General features: G+C 36.8%; 22 protein-coding genes and 1 other RNA gene. 7 read left to right on the top strand and 16 right to left on the bottom strand.

Annotation, left to right across the window (positions count from 1 at the left end):
* Window positions 1–409 precede the first annotated feature (409 nt).
* A complete protein-coding gene (locus AC58NB_RS01950; protein ID WP_497425116.1) occupies window positions 410–1333 on the top strand; it encodes an aldo/keto reductase in 924 nt (307 codons plus the stop codon).
* A 275-nt stretch (window positions 1334–1608) separates the two neighbouring features.
* Here the strand turns inward: AC58NB_RS01950 and AC58NB_RS01945 are convergent, their stop codons facing one another.
* The 10 genes from AC58NB_RS01945 to AC58NB_RS01900 form a co-directional block, all read right to left on the bottom strand.
* Window positions 1609–2271 carry a hypothetical protein gene (locus AC58NB_RS01945; protein ID WP_497425115.1) on the bottom strand — a complete coding sequence of 221 codons (663 nt, stop codon included), beginning with the start codon at window positions 2269–2271 and terminating at the stop codon, window positions 1609–1611.
* On the bottom strand, window positions 2271–2858 hold the full coding sequence (locus AC58NB_RS01940; protein ID WP_497425114.1) for a hypothetical protein: 588 nt from the start codon (window positions 2856–2858) through the stop codon (window positions 2271–2273). The genes AC58NB_RS01945 and AC58NB_RS01940 overlap by 1 nt, the downstream gene beginning before the upstream one ends.
* A 73-nt stretch (window positions 2859–2931) precedes the next feature.
* Entirely contained in the window at window positions 2932–3759 is an 828-nt protein-coding gene (locus tag AC58NB_RS01935; protein WP_497425113.1) for a hypothetical protein, read from the bottom strand.
* A gap of 491 nt (window positions 3760–4250) precedes the next feature.
* A complete protein-coding gene (modB, locus tag AC58NB_RS01930) occupies window positions 4251–4931 on the bottom strand; it encodes a molybdate ABC transporter permease subunit (protein ID WP_497425112.1) in 681 nt (226 codons plus the stop codon).
* Window positions 4912–5730 carry a molybdate ABC transporter substrate-binding protein gene (modA, locus tag AC58NB_RS01925; protein ID WP_497425111.1) on the bottom strand — a complete coding sequence of 273 codons (819 nt, stop codon included), beginning with the start codon at window positions 5728–5730 and terminating at the stop codon, window positions 4912–4914. The genes modB and modA overlap by 20 nt, the downstream gene beginning before the upstream one ends.
* An 83-nt stretch (window positions 5731–5813) precedes the next feature.
* Entirely contained in the window at window positions 5814–6047 is a 234-nt protein-coding gene (gene moaD, locus AC58NB_RS01920) for a molybdopterin converting factor subunit 1 (RefSeq protein WP_497425110.1), read from the bottom strand.
* Window positions 6040–6519, bottom strand: coding sequence for a molybdenum cofactor biosynthesis protein MoaE (locus AC58NB_RS01915; RefSeq protein WP_497425109.1), 480 nt, complete (start codon window positions 6517–6519; stop codon window positions 6040–6042). Before AC58NB_RS01915 ends, moaD begins: the two co-directional genes overlap by 8 nt.
* The gene (gene mobB, locus AC58NB_RS01910; protein ID WP_497425108.1) at window positions 6516–7034 is read right to left on the bottom strand and encodes a molybdopterin-guanine dinucleotide biosynthesis protein B; all 519 of its coding nucleotides are present in this window, start codon (window positions 7032–7034) and stop codon (window positions 6516–6518) included. Before mobB ends, AC58NB_RS01915 begins: the two co-directional genes overlap by 4 nt.
* Window positions 7004–8293 (bottom strand): molybdopterin molybdotransferase MoeA, encoded by a 1290-nt coding sequence (locus AC58NB_RS01905; protein ID WP_497425107.1) that lies wholly within the window; start codon window positions 8291–8293, stop codon window positions 7004–7006. The genes mobB and AC58NB_RS01905 overlap by 31 nt, the downstream gene beginning before the upstream one ends.
* A 13-nt stretch (window positions 8294–8306) precedes the next feature.
* Window positions 8307–9326, bottom strand: a complete 1020-nt coding sequence (locus tag AC58NB_RS01900) for a thiazole biosynthesis adenylyltransferase ThiF (protein ID WP_497425106.1) — start codon at window positions 9324–9326, stop codon at window positions 8307–8309.
* A gap of 118 nt (window positions 9327–9444) precedes the next feature.
* Between AC58NB_RS01900 and AC58NB_RS01895 the strand changes: the two genes are divergently transcribed.
* The 3 genes from AC58NB_RS01895 to moaC are packed head-to-tail and all read left to right on the top strand — an operon-like array spanning window position 9445 to window position 11001.
* Window positions 9445–9939 (top strand): MogA/MoaB family molybdenum cofactor biosynthesis protein, encoded by a 495-nt coding sequence (locus tag AC58NB_RS01895; protein ID WP_497425105.1) that lies wholly within the window; start codon window positions 9445–9447, stop codon window positions 9937–9939.
* Window positions 9936–10526 carry a molybdenum cofactor guanylyltransferase gene (gene mobA / locus AC58NB_RS01890; protein WP_497425104.1) on the top strand — a complete coding sequence of 197 codons (591 nt, stop codon included), beginning with the start codon at window positions 9936–9938 and terminating at the stop codon, window positions 10524–10526. The genes AC58NB_RS01895 and mobA overlap by 4 nt, the downstream gene beginning before the upstream one ends.
* Entirely contained in the window at window positions 10519–11001 is a 483-nt protein-coding gene (gene moaC, locus AC58NB_RS01885) for a cyclic pyranopterin monophosphate synthase MoaC (RefSeq protein WP_497425103.1), read from the top strand. The genes mobA and moaC overlap by 8 nt, the downstream gene beginning before the upstream one ends.
* A 42-nt stretch (window positions 11002–11043) precedes the next feature.
* Here the strand turns inward: moaC and moaA are convergent, their stop codons facing one another.
* The 3 genes from moaA to AC58NB_RS01870 are packed head-to-tail and all read right to left on the bottom strand — an operon-like array spanning window position 11044 to window position 13250.
* Window positions 11044–12060 carry a GTP 3',8-cyclase MoaA gene (gene moaA / locus AC58NB_RS01880; protein ID WP_497425155.1) on the bottom strand — a complete coding sequence of 339 codons (1017 nt, stop codon included), beginning with the start codon at window positions 12058–12060 and terminating at the stop codon, window positions 11044–11046.
* A gap of 2 nt (window positions 12061–12062) precedes the next feature.
* The gene (gene fdhD, locus AC58NB_RS01875; protein ID WP_497425102.1) at window positions 12063–12890 is read right to left on the bottom strand and encodes a formate dehydrogenase accessory sulfurtransferase FdhD; all 828 of its coding nucleotides are present in this window, start codon (window positions 12888–12890) and stop codon (window positions 12063–12065) included.
* 12 nt (window positions 12891–12902) lie between these two features.
* A complete protein-coding gene (locus AC58NB_RS01870; protein ID WP_497425101.1) occupies window positions 12903–13250 on the bottom strand; it encodes a Na-translocating system protein MpsC family protein in 348 nt (115 codons plus the stop codon).
* A 538-nt stretch (window positions 13251–13788) separates the two neighbouring features.
* Here AC58NB_RS01870 and fdhF point away from each other — a divergent pair.
* From fdhF to AC58NB_RS01855, 3 genes are read left to right on the top strand one after another with little or no spacing between them, the layout of a single operon-like run.
* Entirely contained in the window at window positions 13789–16722 is a 2934-nt protein-coding gene (gene fdhF / locus AC58NB_RS01865; RefSeq protein ID WP_497425100.1) for a formate dehydrogenase subunit alpha, read from the top strand.
* A 4-nt stretch (window positions 16723–16726) separates the two neighbouring features.
* Entirely contained in the window at window positions 16727–17203 is a 477-nt protein-coding gene (locus tag AC58NB_RS01860; RefSeq protein WP_497425099.1) for a helical membrane plugin domain-containing protein, read from the top strand.
* 15 nt (window positions 17204–17218) lie between these two features.
* Window positions 17219–18277, top strand: a complete 1059-nt coding sequence (locus AC58NB_RS01855; protein ID WP_497425098.1) for a P-loop NTPase — start codon at window positions 17219–17221, stop codon at window positions 18275–18277.
* Between the two features lie 212 nt (window positions 18278–18489).
* On the opposite strand, the gene AC58NB_RS01850 is transcribed toward AC58NB_RS01855, so the two are convergent.
* The 3 genes from AC58NB_RS01850 to smpB form a co-directional block, all read right to left on the bottom strand.
* On the bottom strand, window positions 18490–18783 hold the full coding sequence (locus tag AC58NB_RS01850) for a hypothetical protein (RefSeq protein WP_497425097.1): 294 nt from the start codon (window positions 18781–18783) through the stop codon (window positions 18490–18492).
* Window positions 18784–19143: 360 nt separating this feature from the next.
* Window positions 19144–19506: a transfer-messenger RNA gene (gene ssrA / locus AC58NB_RS01845) on the bottom strand.
* 138 nt (window positions 19507–19644) lie between these two features.
* Window positions 19645–20109 carry an SsrA-binding protein SmpB gene (gene smpB, locus AC58NB_RS01840; RefSeq protein ID WP_497425096.1) on the bottom strand — a complete coding sequence of 155 codons (465 nt, stop codon included), beginning with the start codon at window positions 20107–20109 and terminating at the stop codon, window positions 19645–19647.
* Window positions 20110–20158: the final 49 nt, after the last annotated feature.

The raw sequence follows: 20158 nt of genomic DNA, 5'->3' as shown, positions 1-20158 counted from the left end.
GATATATCTCTGTTCAGTTCTGAAGCTTTCTAAAAGAGAATATCCAATATTTACTCTTCTCTTCTTACCTTTTTAATATTTAGAATTATCAAAATTATAAGTAGGCATCTCATGTTTTGTCAATAGCCATTATCCAAATAAGGAAATAAAGACCATTAAACGGATGAATTCAGAAGGCATCCTCTTTAAAATATCACGGGTGATTGTTACAGCTATCTCTTAACGATAAAAGAAAAAATGTAAGGGCTCCCAAAAGTACTTTTCTCATCATTATAGTAAAATGAAGACAGCGATCAGATTATCCAGACCACCACGATGAAACCGATACTTTTAACTGATTTAATCAGTCGCTAGCATAGATAGAAAAGATATATGCTCTATCTAACAAATAGTTGGAGGAGGAATAAGCGTGAAAAAAATAAACCTTGGCAGCAGCAAATTGAGTGTCCCTACGATTGCGGTAGGTTGTATGAGAATTGATGCTATGGACGATGACAAATTAGCATCACATCTATCTTTTTGCATGGAGAACGGGCTAAATTTCTTTGATCATGCTGATATTTATGGAAAAGGGATTTGTGAATCTAAATTTGCTAAGTCCCTAAAGAGCGCCGGATATAACAGAGAAGATATAATCCTGCAATCTAAATGCGGAATCAAGCCAGGTACGATGTATGACTTATCGAAAGAGCATATTTTAACGTCTGTCGATGAAATATTAAAACGTCTGGATACGGATTACCTGGATGTCCTGGTTCTTCATCGCCCGGATGCTTTAGTGGAGCCCGAGGAAGTCGCGGAAGCATTTGATACCCTTGAGAGTACAGGAAAAGTGCGTCATTTCGGTGTATCCAACCATAAACCGATGCAGATTGAATTATTAAAGAGATATGTAAAGCAGCCAATCATCGTCAATCAATTGCAATTGAGCATTCCTTTTTCCAATATGATTGCTAGTGGTATGGAAGTGAATATGCAAACAGAGGGTGCGGTTGACAGAGACGGCGGTGTCCTTGACTATTGCAGGCTGAACGATATCACAATTCAAGCATGGTCTCCTTTTCAATATGGATTCTTTGAAGGCGTCTTTATCGGCAACCATGAGAAATTTCCTGAATTGAATCAATCTCTCCAAGAAATAGCTGAGAAATACGAAACAACCCCAACCGCCATTGCAGCAGCATGGATTTTGCGACACCCGGCGAACATCCAGTTAATTGCAGGTACTACGAACCAAAACAGGATAGATGAAATTATGAAAGCCAGTGAAATTCAGCTCAGCCGTGAGGAATGGTATCGCCTTTATTTGAATAGCGGACATATCCTGCCTTAAAGCTATCGTAAAAGAACATTACTCAGAAGAAGTTACCAAATTATTGGTTAGCCACTTCATAGAGTGATGAGAAATCCAGTTATGTCGATCCAGGATATCAAATGCAAAGAAATAAGATTTTAGACTTACAAAGAATTCGCCTGCAAAAAAGATTGTAGATTAGTAGCTCTTTTTCAAATTATGAATGCTCCAGGCGAGAAGTAGTAAAGATACCTATATAAAAAGGACAATCCAAATGGATTATCCTTTTTATATCAAAGAATATGTAATACTTTCTAGTAACTTTCTAAGATTTCATCCGTTACTTTTAGAAAGTATTCAAAAGTATCATTAGCCTTAATTAATTCATCATATAATAACTTTAATAGATTTCCATGTCCATCATCTTCTGGATTATTTGGTCGTCCTGGATTTGTCCCTGAACCTGTTTGATTATCGCTGTCTTGAGATCCATTGGATGAATGATCATTATTAGTACCACTATTACTTTGGTTATTCTCCCCAGTACTATCATTAGTATTACTATCTAATAAACCATTCCCATTATGAGTTGCTTGGTTATCACTATCTTGAGAACCACCTGATAAATATTCATGATGATTCTTATCAATATTCCCTTGGATATGATTCTGAGCACTATTTACTAAACCATCTTTATTGTTTGTAGTTTGATTAGTGCTGTCTTGAGATTCACTTGATAATTTATCATTAGTAGCCGTTTGATTTTGATCTATATTTTGATCTTGATCTAGTTTGTCTTCGTTATCTTTCCCCTCATCTTTTGATACTTCAGACGTAATCTCTTGTTCATCTTTAGGCTCTTCAGTTACTGAGCAGGATTTAACTAAAAATACAAGAGTTATTAGCAACACTACTACCATTACTATTAATAAATTTCTTTTCTTAGAGCCGTTATTAGTTGATTGATTATTGTCCATTATTCTACCTCTGATTCATCGTTAATTTGAGGTTTTTCTTCTTGGTCAACATTAGATTTAGACTCTAAGTTTACTATTTGTTCTTTCAATTCTTTTATATAGTCTTCTTGTTTTTTATTCTTTTCTTCTTGATTAACCTGGTTGGACTCTAATTTTTTTATCTGTTCTTCTAATTCTTTTATATAGTCCTCTTGTTCTTTAGTTTCTTCTTGTTTAACCTTATTGGACTCTATGCTTTCTATTTGTTCTTCTAATTCTTTTATATAGTCTTCTTGTTTTTTATTCTTTTCTTTCTGTTTCTCTAAATCCACTTTTAAACGATCAACATTAGATTCTGAAACTGTATCACTATCTTGTTCCATAGCTTCTTTTAATTTCGTATATTCCTCATATAATTTCATATATTTGTTTACTAATTTCTCTTCATTACTTGAATAAGCTGCTACTTTATCTATTAAACTGTTTATATTATTTTCAATAGTTTCTATTGGAGCAGAATTAAACCCTTCTGATGCTGCTATAGCCGCTGTTGCTATCGTTATACTACCAACAACCCCAATCACTACACTAATTAAAACTTTGTTCATCTTGCTCTCCCTTTATATCCAAATTCTAAAATAAGGACTAATAAAATTAGTCCTTATTTAGATTACTATAAAGTTATTTTTTCTCTATTGATTGTAATACTTGTACTTTACCATCATTATTCGTAACTGTTACTTCAACTTTAACGATATTAGCTGCATCGATTTTAGATATAGCTGGCTTATTACTTACACTTAAAGTTGTATAATAGGTAGTACCCGCTACTAATTGATTTGAATATTCATTTGAAGGTATATTAGTACCTTTTCCATATTTATTACCTTCAGAGTCATTTAAGAAACCGGCATAAATTTTACTTTTTGATAGTGTGTTTCCCTGACCATCAGTAAATTTGATTGAAATATTCCCTTTATTAGCAATACCTAAATCTATATTTTCTTTTAAAGTTACAGCAACTCGAGTACTGTCTGTTTTGAAATTAGCTGTTGCAGTTGCTAAATCAACTACTACTTCTTCTTCACCTAATCCTGGTAAAGTATCTGGATCTGTCATTTTATAGGTATTAGCTTCTTCCACAGCCGCATTTGACTTTGTTTCTAAGTCTTTTACAGCCGCATTAGCTTTTTCAAGTTCTCCTGTAAGTCTTGTTATCTCTGCTTCCAATTCTGCTTTTTCAGTTGTAGAAGCATCGTCGTTATTTTCTAATTTTGCATTTAGTTCATCTATTGTTTTTTGTAATGAAGCTATTTTCACTTCTGCTTCATCTTTTAATGTATTATATTTTTCAACTAATGCTTCATCATTTTTAGCAAAAGCAGCTATTTTTGTTCTTAATGCTTCGATGTTGTCCGCTACTTTATCTGCGATTTCTGTATTGAAAACCAACGTTCCTGCCACAGCTGTGACACCTATTACACTTGCTATTGTTGCTTTTAAATTCATGTAATCCATCTCCTAACTTACATATTATGAAATAAATTTTAAATATTTCCGTTGGAGATTATATCACGCGAAATATTACTATATCAATATAATGATTAATAGATTATATTTTAACTTATTTATGAATTCCTATATAAAATTAAACCTTTATATATATCAAAAAACTCAATTAAATTTTACTTTTCACACCCATATATAGTCATTCAAAAGGACCAGAATTCCATAGATATATGAAAAAGTCATAGCTACCTAATTTACTAACAATCGTGCAATTCCGATATAGAGTTTAACAAACACAAAATAAGCATACACTTACAAAAGCGTATGCTTGACCTACTAAATAGGATTTTTTGAACCATAATCTTGCCTATCCGGCAAACTTATAATTCAAGTCACAATTAAAAAAATCCATAAAACCATGTAATGTTGGAGACGGTGAGAGGCGAACCCACTTCCCCAAGAAAGTCAGTTTTTCCAGAGCCTTGAAGTTATTAATCGTGTTTTGTCCGTGTGATCAATAACATCATGAAAGAAATAAAAACAATAGAAATCACCCATAGCCACGCCATGTCCATATTACCAGAATCAATCGCAATATAGATAGCTGTAGAAATAGTCTGTGTTTCACCAGGAATATTACCAGCGAACATTAAGGTAGCGCCAAATTCACCCAATGCTCGTGCAAAGCTTAATATACTTCCTGAAATGAGAGCCTTTGAAGCTAATGGAATTGAAATATACAGGAATATTTGTCCTTCATTTGCTCCATCTATCCTTGCTGCTTCCTCAATGTCCTCATTTACCTTCTGAAACCCTGCTTTTGCAGACTGATACATAAGGGGAAATGATACAACGATTGAAGCAATGACTGCAGCCCACCAAGTGAAAATGATAGGCTGTTTAAAAAGCCACTGTATAGCCTGGCCTGCTATACCATTTTTACCGAAAATGAAAATAAGAAAAAATCCAACTACTGTAGGAGGAAGAACCATAGGAAGCATTAGGATTGTCTCTAGAATAGCCTTTCCCTTAAATCTCTTTCTAGCAAATAGCCGTCCCGCCAAAGTTCCTACTATTATGACGACTAAACCAGATATAAAGGATATTTTTAAAGATATCCATATTGGACTCAAGAATTCCTGCATCAAATTTTCATTTTGTAGTAAATCCATACTTTTTAAAAACATGTGAGGCTTCTTCTCCTTGTATATACTCGTAAAATTCTCTGGCAGCCTTGTACTGTTTAGAATCTTTAATAATACCAATAGGGTAAATAATAGGAGTATGTGTAGTAGGATCAGCAGTTGCAACAATTTTCACTTTATCTGAAATCAACGCATCTGTTTTATATACCATTCCCGCTTTAACATTACCTGTTTCCACATAGGATAATACTTGACGGACGTCCTTTGCATAAACAACTTTTGGCTCAACAGAACCCCATACACCAATATTTTCAAGTGACTCTTTTGCATACTCTCCTACAGGTACTATTTCAGGTGTTCCGATTGAAACCTTATCTATCTCCGTTTTCATAAGATCTTTAAAACCTTTAATAGATCGATCATCATTCGGAACCACTAATACAAGTTCATTCTCAAGAAGATCCACTCCATCTTCTTTTGCAATATTTCCTTGCTTAACTAATAAGTTATACTTATCTTCTGCTGCTGAGAAAAATAGATCAACTGGTGCTCCCTGAGAGATCTGCTGTTGCAAAGATCCGGAAGCTCCATAATTGAACTTTAAATGTACCTGGGGATGTTTTTCTTGATATTTATCCTTTATAACATCCATTGCTTCTTTCAAACTTGCTGCTGCTGATATAGTTAATTCAATATCTTTCCTACTATTTGATACAGATTGGTTTTCTTTAGTATCTGTGGATTGACCATTAACTCCGATATTAGAACATGCCACTAACAGTACTAAAAATAATAAAACTCCAATAAATTTAAAACCCTTTGGCATGTTTACACCCCTTTAACATACACCAATTATTTATCAGGTAGAGTAAACAAAAATATGCACTAAGAAACCTATAAATACAATTTTCAACCACCACTAATAGGCGGAATGAAGGCGAGTGTATCTCCATCTTTTAAAATTACTTCATCTGTGGCAAATTCCTCATTTACAGCAACCATCATCTGTTCTATAGATAACATAGAATAATTATTTTCCATCCACACTTTAATTTGGCCAACAGTATGGTCTGCCAGGTGTACTCTTAACTCTGATTCACCAATCGTTTCTTGTAATTGCGCAAATAATAAGATTCTAATCATGAAGGCTCTCCTTTTTAATGGGTGGATTTCCTTTTGGATATGGGACATTTTCCAACTGATCGCCAATCCATTCTGTGCCATCTTCCCAATGCTCTTTTTTCCATATGGGGACAATTTGTTTAATGCGGTTAATCGCATATTCGTTTGCCTCATAAGCAGCTTTACGATGCGGTGAGGATACCGCAATCACAACAGCAATATCTTCAATTTCCAATTGACCTACTCGATGTGTTATGGCCACTTTCACGTTTGCCCATCTCTCTTGTATTTCATCAGAAATTTGTTCGAACATTTTAATCGCCATTGCAGGATAAGCTTGATATTCAAGACTCAGTGTTTTCTTACCCTTCGTCATTTCACGAACCGTTCCGATAAAAAGGGTAATCGCACCAGCATTCCTGCTAACTACTTTATTCTTAACATCTTCAATCTCTATTGGTTTATCTACAATCTCAAATAGTTCTGTTTTCATGAGTTCCCCCTCATTTTTGTCATTAAAAAATCCAGATATTGAGTTTCTTCATGAATTGAAAAGGTCGGATATTCTAATGTTCCTTCCAATGGATAGGTTGGCCAATAGATTACACAGAGGATATTGGACACTTTCTCTAGTAATTCTCGATCTTTGACGGTTCGCAGGAGGACTACTTTCGGATAGTGTTCGTTCTTATATCCCTCAACAAATACCATATCAATTCCAAAGGATGCATAAATCTCAAGAATATCATGAAGCCTCCAGCTACTTTGCGTAATACTCATCCGCAGAGTGCCATCTCCTTCAACAGCTGTCACACTGGCACCAGCCTGCTCATGTCGAAAACTATCTTTAGAATCATCAACCGCAGGGGGACCACCATGACCATGATGCTTTATCGCTCCTACATATAGTCCTTCAGAAGTGGCTTGTCTAATAAGCAGCTCCATTAATGTGGTCTTCCCGCTATTCTGATAACCGACTATCTGTATGATTTTTTGATATTGTCCCATGGCCAATCACTTCCATCTAAATCTTCCAGCAATAAAACATCTATTTGCATTCCTTTTTCGTATCCTCGTGAGCCTCCAGGTAATACAATCAAGGCATTAGCAGCTGCTAAGGAAGAAACCGCACTGGATTTATCAAAACCTGCAGGAACTGCCACTAATTTACCATTTTCATGTAAAACATTAGCTCGTACAAAACGAGTAAACGGATTTGCTTTTTTAAAATCGGCACCTAAAACAGCTTGCTCTTTGCGGAGATGTGGTTTCTTATCACCAATTTCCGCTCGAATAATAGGACGAGCAAATAATTCAAATCCAACATAGCAAGCAGATGGATTACCTGAAAGTCCAAATAATAATTGGCCATCCCTAGCCGCTACAGTTGTTACACTTCCTGGTCGCATTGCCACTTTGTTAAATAATACTTTTGCTCCAATAGCTTCATAGATTTCCGGTAAATAATCATAATCACCTACGGAAACGCCACCAGTTGTTATCAACACGTCAACTTCCAGTAATGCTTTTTCAACAACATCTTTACACAAATTCAGATTGTCGCTCAATTTACCATAATATTTGGCAGTTGCTCCAACGCGTTCAATTTGGGCCATAATCATATAAGCATTACTATTTCGAATCTTGCCAGGCTGCAAAGATTCACCTGGCTCAAGCAACTCGCTTCCCGTTGCAATAACGCCTACAACAATTTTTCGGTAAACAGGCACCTGATCATACCCAAAGGTAGCAAGCAATGCAACTACACCTGGATTAATGTATTGACCTTTTTGAATCAGGATTTCTCCCTTTTGAACGTCTTCTCCCTTATAGGATATATTTGTTCCGGCTTCAAAAGTTCGTTTAACTGACATAAACATTTGACCGTTATCTTCAAATGTATGGGTTAGCTCTAACATGACAACTGCATCGCAACCTTTAGGTATAGGCGCACCAGTCATAATGCGCACTGCTTCATTAGCCCCTACCTCTTCTTCGAATAGAAAGCCTGCACCAATTTGTCCGACGACATGAAACGTTACTGGATTTACTGAACTCGCCTGCTGGCTATCGATAGCACGGATTGCATATCCATCATAAGGCGAACGATTAAAAGCTGGCACATCAGCATCTGCAGCAACATCTTCTGCTAAAACGCGCCCATATGCTGCCTGTAATGAGACTAACTCTATTTGTTGTTGACCTGTTAACTCCATAACACGTTGAACAGCTTCTCCCACTGGTATAGGCTTACGTTTATCTAACATTCGGAACACCTCCTTATCCTAATAATCGATAATAAATACTTTTAGCTTCTTGTATATCCGAAATGCTATGAATGACTGCTCGTCCATCTTGAAAAATCACCAATCGGTAATCCTTTGCTTGCAAGGAAAGTAAATAAGGGTTTTTATGAATTTCACCGTATGGACGTAATTGAACAGCAAGCTGATCTAAATTATATTTAATAGGTTTTGGCGGACGAATCTGTACGGCATCACGACCGCATAGTACCTCTAATTTCGTTTGATTTTCATAGGATAAATAGGGATACGTTGGGTTTTTTCCGCAAGATGGACAATCATCTTTGCGCATTTTTTCCACTTTAATTTCATAGTGTTGATTTTGCCAAACATCAAAAGTTAAATACGTTTTCCGTCTGGTTTTTTCTTCACCAACCAATAGTTTGAATGCCTCAGCAACTTGATAAGCTGCTACGATTTGGACTGCTGGACTAATGATTCCTACTGTATCACATGTCGTCCTAGTATTTGGGATTACTTTTAGCAAGCAATGCATGCATGGTGTATCCCCTGGGACAATCGTATATGTTGCCCCATAACTGCCAACACAAGATCCATAGATCCATGGAATTTGATGCTTCTGTGCTATATCATTCATCATAAAGCGAATATCAAAATTATCCGTAGCGTCTATCATGAGATCTACACCATTAATGAGTTCTTCTAATTTCTCTGCAGTAGCATCAAGAATCCATGCGTTTATATCCACATCTGAGTTAATTTTCTGGAGTCTTTTTTTCGCAGCGGCGGCTTTCGGAACTTTATCCTCTGCATCTTCTTCAGTATACAGTTGTTGTCTTTGTAAATTACTCCACTCTACGTAATCACGATCAATAATAGTCAACTTTCCGATACCTGCTCTGGCAAGAGCCTCAGCACTTGCACTTCCAAGGGCGCCTATCCCAATGATAAGAACATGCTTTTGTTTTAGCAGTTGTTGACCTTTTTCTCCAATTGGATTGAACAATTGTTGTCTGGAATATCTATTATCCTTCAATGTTTTTGCCTTTCTTTCTATGAGTTTTAGTTTGACCTTTTCATTTATAGCATTATAATAAAAGCAATGTTTTTCAATAAAACCAAAATTTAACTTCTATAAAAGGAGGTCTGCTCCCTTGCACCCTACACATTCTCAGCTCCCTATAAAAGCAGCTATTCTAACTGTGAGTGATACACGTTCAACAGTGGATGACCTTGGTGGTCAAAGAATACAATCGTTACTCACAAAAGCTTCTTTTGAAGTAATACAATACCAAATAACAAAAGATGAACCATCTGAGATAGCAAGACATGTAAAAGAGTGGTGTTCAAATCCGCACATCAACACAATAATCATCACTGGCGGAACAGGATTTACCCCTAGAGATCAAACGTACGATACCATTTTCCCCCTTTTCGAAAAAGAAATGGCAGGCTTTGGAGAACTGTTTCGTTCATTAAGCTATGAAGAAATTGGTCCCAAAGCTATGTTTAGCCGTGCCACTGCAGGAAGTAGGGAAAGATCCGCCATTTATGTGCTGCCAGGCTCTCTTAACGCGGTGAATCTTGCTATGACTAAACTCATTCTTCCTACTGTTCAACATTTTGTCGGCGAGCTGAATCGCCTATGAAAATTGCTGGTGTTGTTTTAGCTGGCGGTCAATCCTCCAGATATGGTCCGCCAAAAATGTTTGAAATGTTTGCTGGTCGTCCTTTGTATAAGAACAGTCTTATAGCCTTACAGGAAAATCGACTAGAACCTTTAATTATCGCTACAAATGCAAACTTGCAATCTAGTTTTATAGGAAATGACATCCAAATAGTCATTGAGGATCATCCTCATCAAGGACCTCTGTCTGCCTTACAAAACGTCATGACAAAATTCCCTGATGTTGAGTGGTTTTTTGTCGTAGCCAGTGATATGCCTTATATGAATGCAGATTTTGTACAAACCATGCTAACCTGTATCGATGATGGGTATGATGCTATTGTTCCTAAGCAGGCATCAAGAATACAACCGCTAGCTTCCATATACAGACGGACTATTTTATCAAAAGCCACTTTATTAACCCAACAAAACAAGAGAAGTATGAAAGTGTTGTTAGAGCAAATCCAAGTTCGTTATGTTAAATTTGAAGAAGAATGCTCTACATTCGTTAATATCAATACTCCATTCGATTGGTCTCAAATTACTAAAAAGGAGTCTTATGATGACTAACTTTACCCATTGGAATCAAGAAGGTCGTCCTAAAATGGTCGACATTTCTGAAAAAGAAATTACAAAACGCACTGCCATCGCTCGTAGTACGATTATTTTATCTGATGCTGTATATGAAGCAATCCAAAAAGGCGGCATAAAGAAAGGTGATCCTACACAAGTTGCACAAATAGCTGGGATTATGGGAGCAAAGAAAACTGCAGATATTATCCCTATGTGCCATCCGATTATGTTACAAGGAACCGATTTCCAATTTGAATACAAAAAAGTCGCCGATGGCTATGAACTTTCCATTCAAGCTACTGTGCATTGCAGCGGTAAAACAGGCGTCGAAATGGAAGCATTAACTGCCGTGTCCGTTGCCGCGCTGACATTTTACGATATGTGTAAGGCGGTCGATAAAAATATGATTATTAAAGATACCTACCTTGTTCAAAAAACTGGCGGAAAAAGCGGTACTTATATGCATAAATAAACAGAAAAACCCGGCATTAATTTGCCGTTTTTTTCTGTTTTTTTAACCACCGATGTGCGACATTTCAATTTTTGACCTTTTCCTTTTTTCCGCTGTCTTTTCATTTCGTTCATCGGAATAGCGGTCAGTTCTATTTTCCCAAACTTCTGTAATGCATTGGATAATTGCTGCATCATCTGCCCCTGTTCTTAATAATTCACGTAAATCAGTTCCATTTGTTGCAAAAAGACACGTATACAATTTTCCTTCTGCCGAAATACGTGCACGTGAACAATTTGAACAGAAAGAATCTGTTACGGATGAAATGACACCGACTTCACCTGAGTTATCTTGATATTGATAACGTGTAGCCACTTCTCCTTTATAATTAGGTTGAACAGTTTGAAGGGGAAAAACTTGATGAAGCTTTTCAATAATTTCTTTCTTCGATACAACCTCATCCATTTGCCATCCATTCGAGTTCCCAACATCCATATATTCAATAAAACGGAGAATATGTTGTTTTTCTCTGAAAAATTCTGCCATAGTAATAATATCTTGTTCATTTATACCTTTTTGGACAACCATGTTAATCTTCACTAACAAGCCAGCTTCTGCGGCTTTTTCAATGCCTTCTAATACCGTTTTTACTTTTCCTCGATGACCATTCATTTCAAAGAAACGATCCTCATTCAACGAATCTAAACTTACAGCAACTCTATCTAATCCTGCTTTTGCTAAATCATTGGCATATTTTTTCAGTAAAGTGCCATTGGTTGTTAAGGCTATATCTTCTACGCCATCTATACGACGAATACATTCAATTAACTTTGGCAAATCTTTTCGCAGTAAAGGTTCGCCACCTGTAATACGAATTTTTTTCACACCTAGTGAGACAAAAATCCGTACTAATCGTTCGATTTCTTCAAAGTTTAATATTTTATCAGACGGTAAAAATGCAAAATCTGGACCAAACACTTCTGCCGGCATGCAATATTGACAACGAAAATTACAACGGTCTGTCACTGATATTCTTAAATCTCTTAGCGGCCTTTGCAATTGATCTCTTAAATTAGTAATTTTTATTCTCCTTCTTTCTTATAGTCGATCGGTTCATTTGTAGGTAAAAGAATTCGCTCTTTATGCGTATAAATGTTTAGTGTATTATGACGAATAAATCCAATCGTAGTAATTCCAAGTTGCTCTGCCAATTGTAATGCCAATTCTGTTGGTGCTGATTTAGATAGCACAATTCCACAGCCAATTTTGGAAACCTTAAGCAAAATCTCTGATGATATTCTTCCGCTAAAAACGATAATTTTATCTTTTATACTAATTTTATTTCTTAAGCAGAATCCGTAAATTTTATCAAGTGCATTATGCCGTCCAATATCCATGCGACTTAAAACAATCCCATTCACATCGCATAGGGCTGCATTATGAACACCACCAGTTGTTTGGAATGTCACAGCCGAATCCTGCATCTCTCGCATTAAACGAAAACAATCATCCGGAGTAAGGCGCACCTGAATATCCTCTGCTTTTTTTGCTGCTAATGCATCATTTGCAAAAACGAAACCTTGGCGGCTCATACCGCAACAAGAAGTGATGTAGCGTTTATTTTGAATTTCTTGATAAATTGGGTTAATTTGTTTTGTTTTAATATGAACAAAACCTTCTTTTTCCTGATACCAGATTTCTTCAATATCCTCAAAACTGCGGATAATACGCTCCGAAGCTAAATAACCCATTACCATATCCTCTACATACTCAGGTGTACAAACCATCGTAACAAATTCTTGCTGATTTATTTTAACTGTGACAGCATGTTCTGTAACAACCAGATCATCTATCTCTTTAATTTGATTATTTTCAATACGTAAAATCTCTCGGGATACTGCTTCTTTCATGAGATCCCCTCTTTATTCATTAATTTTATCTTCAAAAATAAATACAGAAATCGCAATGTCTTCTTCAATTTTGATATCTGTAAATAAATGGAGAAGCTTTGTACCCATCAATTCTACCATGCCCTCAGGGATAGATTTATGATAATAATCCTGGATCATACTGGTTCGTGCTGCATGAACCATTTTTAACCCTTCAGGTGTGCTCGCAATAAATCTTTCTGTCGGTGTAAGATTGCCATGCAGAGTTGAAATTACCATGTTATCCTTAAAAACTGTGTGAATAGACTCAGGTCCTTTACCGAACAAATCTTTTCGTAGTTTTCGAATAATGTCGTTAAATTCATGCACTTTTTTTGACACTTTAATCATTCCCCCAACATAAATAATAGTTATTTTGTGAAGGCACCCTTACAGTTTGTTAATAATATAGTAAATTTCCAAAAATTTAAAGGGATTGAATTTGTGAAACCATTAACAATAATCATAATTTTTAATAATTATTGTCCATTTTAAATTTAAGAGCTATAATACGAATATTACAGATGGGATTGATTTATTTTGATTCTTATGTATCGGTTTTACTTAAAACGCAGGACTATATGCATACATAATCTTAATATTTGGGTTCTATTGTTAAATTAAAAAAATAAAAGTAGATTGAATTCATAGCACGACCTGTTATGAATTTTATCCACCATGACTTAATCAGCATGTGAGAAACATGCCTGTTTCATGGTGGATTTTTTTATTTTTTGGAACGTCAACAATTGAAACCTTCGCTAATGATTAGTTCTGGAACGCGGGATAAAATCCGTAAGCATATATCGCACGATTCATTTCGTTACCATAGCATTAGCATGATTTCGTAAATTGACATATCGCAAAAGGAGGAGTTACCTTGTCTAATATTAAAATTAACGGCGTACCATATGAAGCAACAGAAGGGGCTACAATTCTCGATACCATTAATCGATATTCGATCCCTCATCCGCAAATTTGTCATGTACCTTCCGTTGACCCCATCGAAACTTGTGATACATGTATCGTCGAAGTAAACGGACAGTTAGTTCGTTCCTGTTCAACAAAAGCAGTAGACGGCATGGATATCCAACTGAATTCTGAGATGGCTAAAGCTTCACAGACAGAAGCAATGGACCGTCTATTAGAAAATCACTTATTGTACTGTACCGTTTGTGATAATAACAATGGGAACTGTACATTGCATAACACTGCAGAACTAATGGAAATCGAACATCAAAAATATCCTTATCAACCAAAAGTAGAACCAAATGAAGTGGACATGTCTCATCCATTTTATCGATATGACCCCAACCAATGTATTGCCTGTGGACAGTGCGTAGAAGTCTGCCAAAATCTACAGGTTAATGAAACATTATCTTTAGATTGGGAAGCAGAACGACCACGTGTTATTTGGGATACAGGCGTTGATATTAACGACTCTTCTTGCGTTAGCTGCGGACAATGTGTAACCGTATGTCCATGTAACGCATTAATGGAAAAATCCATGCTTGGAGAAGCTGGTTTTATGACCGGTATTAAACAAGATACCCTGGATCCAATGATTGATCTGATTAAAGAAGTTGAACCTGGATACAGCGGCATTTTTGCTATTTCGGAAGTTGAAGCGGCGATGCGAAGCAAACGTACTAAAAAGACAAAAACTGTTTGTACTTTTTGCGGTGTAGGCTGTTCGTTTGAAGTGTGGACAAAGGGACGCAAAATTTTAAAAGTTCAACCTTCTGAAGGACCTGTAAATGCGGTTTCTACTTGTATAAAAGGAAAATTCGGTTGGGACTTTGTCAATTCTGAGGAGCGGATTACTAAACCATTAATTCGTAAAAACAATGAATTTATTGAATCATCATGGGATGAAGCATTAGATTTGATTGCTGAAAAACTTGGCGGAATTCAAAAAGAATATGGGCCTGGATCTGTTGGTTTTATTTCCTCTTCAAAAATTACTAATGAGGAAAACTACTTAGTACAAAAAATGGCTCGTCAATTATTTGGAACAAACGATATAGATAATTGCTCACGTTATTGCCAATCTCCAGCTACAGATGGTTTAATGCGAACTGTTGGTATGGGCGGAGATGCCGGAACCATCAAAGATATTGAAAAAGCAGGTCTTGTTATTGTTATTGGTGCAAACCCTACAGAAGGCCACCCTGTTTTAGCGACCCGTGTAAAACGTGCCCATAAGCTCCATGGTCAAAAATTAATAGTGGCCGATATTCGCAAGCATGAATTGGCAGAGCGCTCTGACATCTTCATGCATCCAAATCAAGGAACTGACCAGGTTTGGCTAATGGCCGTAACAAAATACATGATTGATCAAGGCTGGCATGATGAAGCCTTTATTCAAGAGAATGTACATTTCTATGAGGAGTATAAAGATGTCCTTGAAAAATACACACTCGACTACGCAGAGAAAGTGACAGGCATTTCTAAAGAGGTATTGATTAATGTCGCCGAAATGATTCGCGATGCAGATGGGACTTGTATTCTTTGGGGAATGGGTGTCACACAAAATACGGGTGGTTCTTATACGTCAGCAGCTATTTCAAATCTTCTTTTAGCTACAGGGAACTATCGTCGTCCAGGTGCAGGCGCCTACCCACTACGAGGACATAATAATGTCCAAGGTGCTTGTGATATGGGGACATTGCCACACCTATTGCCGGGCTATCAAGCAGTTATAAATGAAAAAGAACGGGCTAAGTTTGAAAAAGCCTACGGCGTTAAAATTCAGCCACAACCCGGCCGTACTAATATGCAAATGTTAGATGCAGTGATGGAAGGTAAAATGAAGGCTATGTATCTAGTAGGTGAAGATATGGCTCTTGTAGATGCAAATGCAAATCATGTAGACCAAGTTCTTTCATCATTAGACTTTTTTGTTGTCCAAGATGTTTTCCTATCACGGACAGCACAATATGCGGATGTCGTTTTACCGGCAGCGCCATCCCTTGAAAAAGAAGGGACCTTTACTAATACTGAACGACGTGTTCAGCGCTTATATCAAGCATTGCCAACACTTGGTGAATCAAAAGCAGATTGGGAGATTCTTCAAGCAGTTGCTCAGCGCTTTGGAGCAGATTGGAATTACAGTCATCCGAGTGAAATTTTTGATGAAATGGCCAGTCTTTCACCAATCTTCTCTCAAGCAAACTATGATGTCTTAGAAAATTGGGGAAGCTTCTGTTGGGGTAGCCTTGATGGAAAAGATACACCATTACTATATGAAGATGGCTTTAATTTCCCTGACAAAAAAGCTCGTTTTGTTTTATATGACTGGGTTAAGCCTGTTGAATTTGATGCACAGTATGATTGTCACATCAACAATGGCCGTATGCTTGAACATTTCCATGAAGGTAACATGACTAATAAATCTAAAGGTATACAATCAAAAGTTCCTGAGACTTTTGTTGAAGTATCACCAGAATTGGCAAAAGAACGAGGTATTACAGATGGAGCTTTATTACGTCTAGTTTCTCCTTATGGAGCATTAAAATTAAATGCACTTGTAACAAGTCGTGTACAAGGCAATGAGCTTTTCTTACCAATGAACTCTGTCAGCAAAGATTCGGCTATCAATTTCTTAACTGGTCCAGCAGGCGATGCTAATACATCAACACCGGCATACAAACAAACAAAAGTACGTGTAGAGGTATTGAAATCAAAAGGAAAATCACCACTTCCTAGAACAAACCCGCGTAATAAACAACGTCATCCACAAAACGGTGTTGAAGTTCAACGTAAATGGAATCGTCCTGGATACGTTCACTTAACAACAACTGGAATGGAGTGATAGCATGGGTGTACCAATAGATACGATAAAAAAACAACAATTAACGGATGAACAAATAAGAGATCAAAAATTAGATAATTTAAAACAGCTACTTTCCGCTAATGAAGAGACAGTCAATCAAGTGTTTACGATTATGGGAGAGTTAAATAATATGGGCGCACTTGATGCAGCTTCCAAATTGCTTGAAGCAAAAGAGGAAGTTGCTAATATTGCACTAGGTCAATTAACTCGTAAGCCTGTTACGAATATGATCAACAATCTAATGGGGGCTGCCGGTGCTTTAACTAACATGGACCCAGAAACAACAACAAAACTCCTTGCCAGTTTAAATACTGGCTTAGATGAAGCAAACAAAGCAATAGAAGCTGATGAAAAAGTTAGTGTCTTCAAATTAGCAAAACTGATGAAAGATCCTGATGTCAATCGTGCCTTAAACTTTGGTATTCACCTCCTCAAAGGACTTGGCAAGGGCTTAAAATAGGATGGAGGTTTCTTAATGTTAACAAACGGGGACATTTTAAATGCACTAAAACATGTCGAGGACCCCGAGCTTCATAAAAGTATTGTTTCTTTAAATATGGTTCGTGATATACAGGTAAAAGATACTCACGTCTCACTAACAGTAATCCTAACAATTCAAGGCTGTCCGCTAAAAGCCAAAATTCAAGGGGATATTGAACAAGCTTTAAAAGAAATCGGTGCTGCAAGTGTCTCGATTGAATTTGGTGCCATGACAGATGAGGAGCGTCGCAATTTAACATCCTCTTTACAATCTCAAAATGCGTCAAATCAAGGGGTTCCCAACATACTGCTACCTGATTCAGGTGTCAATTTTATTTCAGTAACCAGCGGTAAAGGCGGTGTCGGCAAGTCAACTGTTACGATTAATTTAGCAGTTGCCCTTGCTCGTCTTGGAAAAAATGTCGGCATTTTAGATGCAGACATTTATGGCTTTAGTATCCCTTCTATGATGAATATTACACAAAAGCCGACAATGCTTGATCAGACTGCCATTCCGGTTGTGAGTGATGGTGTGAAAGTCATGTCGATGGGCTTTTTTACAAAAGATAATCAGCCTGTCATTTTTCGCGGTCCAATGCTCAACAAGTGGATTCGTAATTTCCTTGCCAATACACTTTGGGGAGATCTAGATTATCTGCTGCTAGATTTACCACCCGGCACAGGAGATGTTGCCATCGATGTGGCAGCATTAATTCCACAAGCACAAGAGATCATTGTAACTACACCTCACCATGTGGCTTCTCATGTGGCTTCTCGGGCAGGTCTAATGGCTCAACATACTAAACACACCATTCTCGGTGTTGTCGAAAATATGGCTTACTTTGAGAATTCAGCTGGTGAAAAGCATTATCTATTCGGACAAGGTGGTGCTGGAAAATTAGCAGATAATCTTCATACAAATATTATCGCTCATATACCACTTGCCCACCCTGAGGAGGATACCGGCTCTATGGTTTATGATGAAGATTCCGTTGTCGGTGAAACATTTACTCATCTAGCGGAAGATATCATTTATCAAACTGATCAAAATTGAACAGCTTATACTATATAACAGAAAAAATTAATGCAACCAGTAGCAGGGTATCCCTTGCTGCTGGTTGTTTTATTAATGAGTCATTTCCATATAAAAAGCATCTCCTAATTAAGTGCTGAGTATCTAAACTCAGATTCAATCAGGAGATGCTTTTATTCCAGACTATATTTTATTAGAGATGTTAAGTAGATTTCACTTAGTAACAGTAGTAGTTATAAAATATAACCGGCTTTTTTTAATACCTGCATAAAATAAAAGCGGTACGTATTTTTAACAAAGCTATCTAGTGGCAAGCCAACATTTAATTGATATTTAGTAAAAATAAAATAAAATCGTTTATCCCATTTTAAACGCAATAATTCACCCGCATCTTCACCGTATTTCTCAGTAAATTCCATAATTAATGGTTCTATCATATGAAAACAATAGTTTTTTAAATTTTCAAGAGCATCGGCATCTTTTTCTTTTTGAAATCGCGTAATCCAATCTACTAATTGCTCATTCATCGTGGACGTCCAGCTTTCTATTTAAGTAATTTTTTCCCTATTTATTATACCACCTTTTGTTCGTTCTTTCTTATTACATACATCGTTATGAAATTCCCCTGCGGATAACTATTATAACTAGTTATTAAAGGGACTTTATTTCTATTTCATTTGTATAATCTAATTCATGTTTCCTACATCACTATTTACCGCCTTAATTATTAGACATAATAAAAACCTCCATATTCATGATCGAATTTGAAGGTCTCCAAATAGCTAATATGTAAGTATGAAAAAAGGGATATTAAACGAGGTTTAAATCCCGTTCAATATCCCTAGCTTATCTAAGCGTTAATATAACAGTAATTCCACCGTATGTATTGGTGGAGACGGTGGGAGTCGAACCCACGTCCAAAGATAACGGCACTTATGCATCTACGAGTGTAGTCGATACATTGGCGTTTCACTGTTCCTTCTGCCTATCGACAGGCGTCCGGACAGCTAGTCTGGTTATTCTCTTCCTTCTCCCTCAGACGGTGAGATCCGGCGTAGTCCACTAAAGTTGAGTCCCTTACCCTACCACATGGACAATGGAGGGAGGAACAGCTTATCGACTGTTATTAAGCAGCGAAAGCTAAGTTGTTGTTTTGTTTGCCAGTTATAGGCTTTGACGTTTTAACGAGGCCGATCCCCTCGACTCGCAACATAAGCTCGAACTACCCCTGTCGAATCCGTAACGTCCCCATGATAAGAATGTGGATCGTACGAAATGAAGAAGCGTGCTTTGAGCGTTGCTTCTATTCAATTGTGGTACATAAGTAATTATAACATAATAAGTGTGAAATTCAATTGTAAGAACTTGGTGACAATACCAATCTAAGCTTAACGTTGGCGTTCTTTAAACGCTCGTTCGATTTCACGTTTTGCTTCTTTTCTTTTCAAGTCTTCACGTTTATCATAATTCTTTTTACCCTTGCCTAAACCAATTAAAACCTTGGCAAAACCGTTTTTTAAATATAACTTCAATGGCACAAGTGCATACCCTTGTTCTTTTGTAGCACCGATTAATTTGCTGATTTCCTTATTGTGCAAAAGTAGCTTGCGCACACGCAACGGATCGTGATTATAACGGTTTCCCTGCTCATATGGGCTAATATGCATTCCCATTAAGAAGACTTCTCCATTAATAATCCTTGCATAAGAATCCTTTAAGTTAACTCGACCATTTCGAATGGATTTAATCTCAGTCCCCTGCAAAACAATTCCTGCTTCATAGGTTTCTTCGATAAAGTAATCATGATAGGCCTTTTTATTTTGACCGATTACCTTTCCTGTACCCTTTGGCATTTGATAGCCCCCTCTCTCTATATATGGGTTAGGTTAAAAGAGAGCCTAA

The sequence above is a fragment of the Pradoshia sp. TA40_28 genome (genome assembly GCF_059694525.1).
Note: the sequence above shows the minus strand (reverse complement) of the source record. Positions and strands in the feature narration are given on the sequence as shown.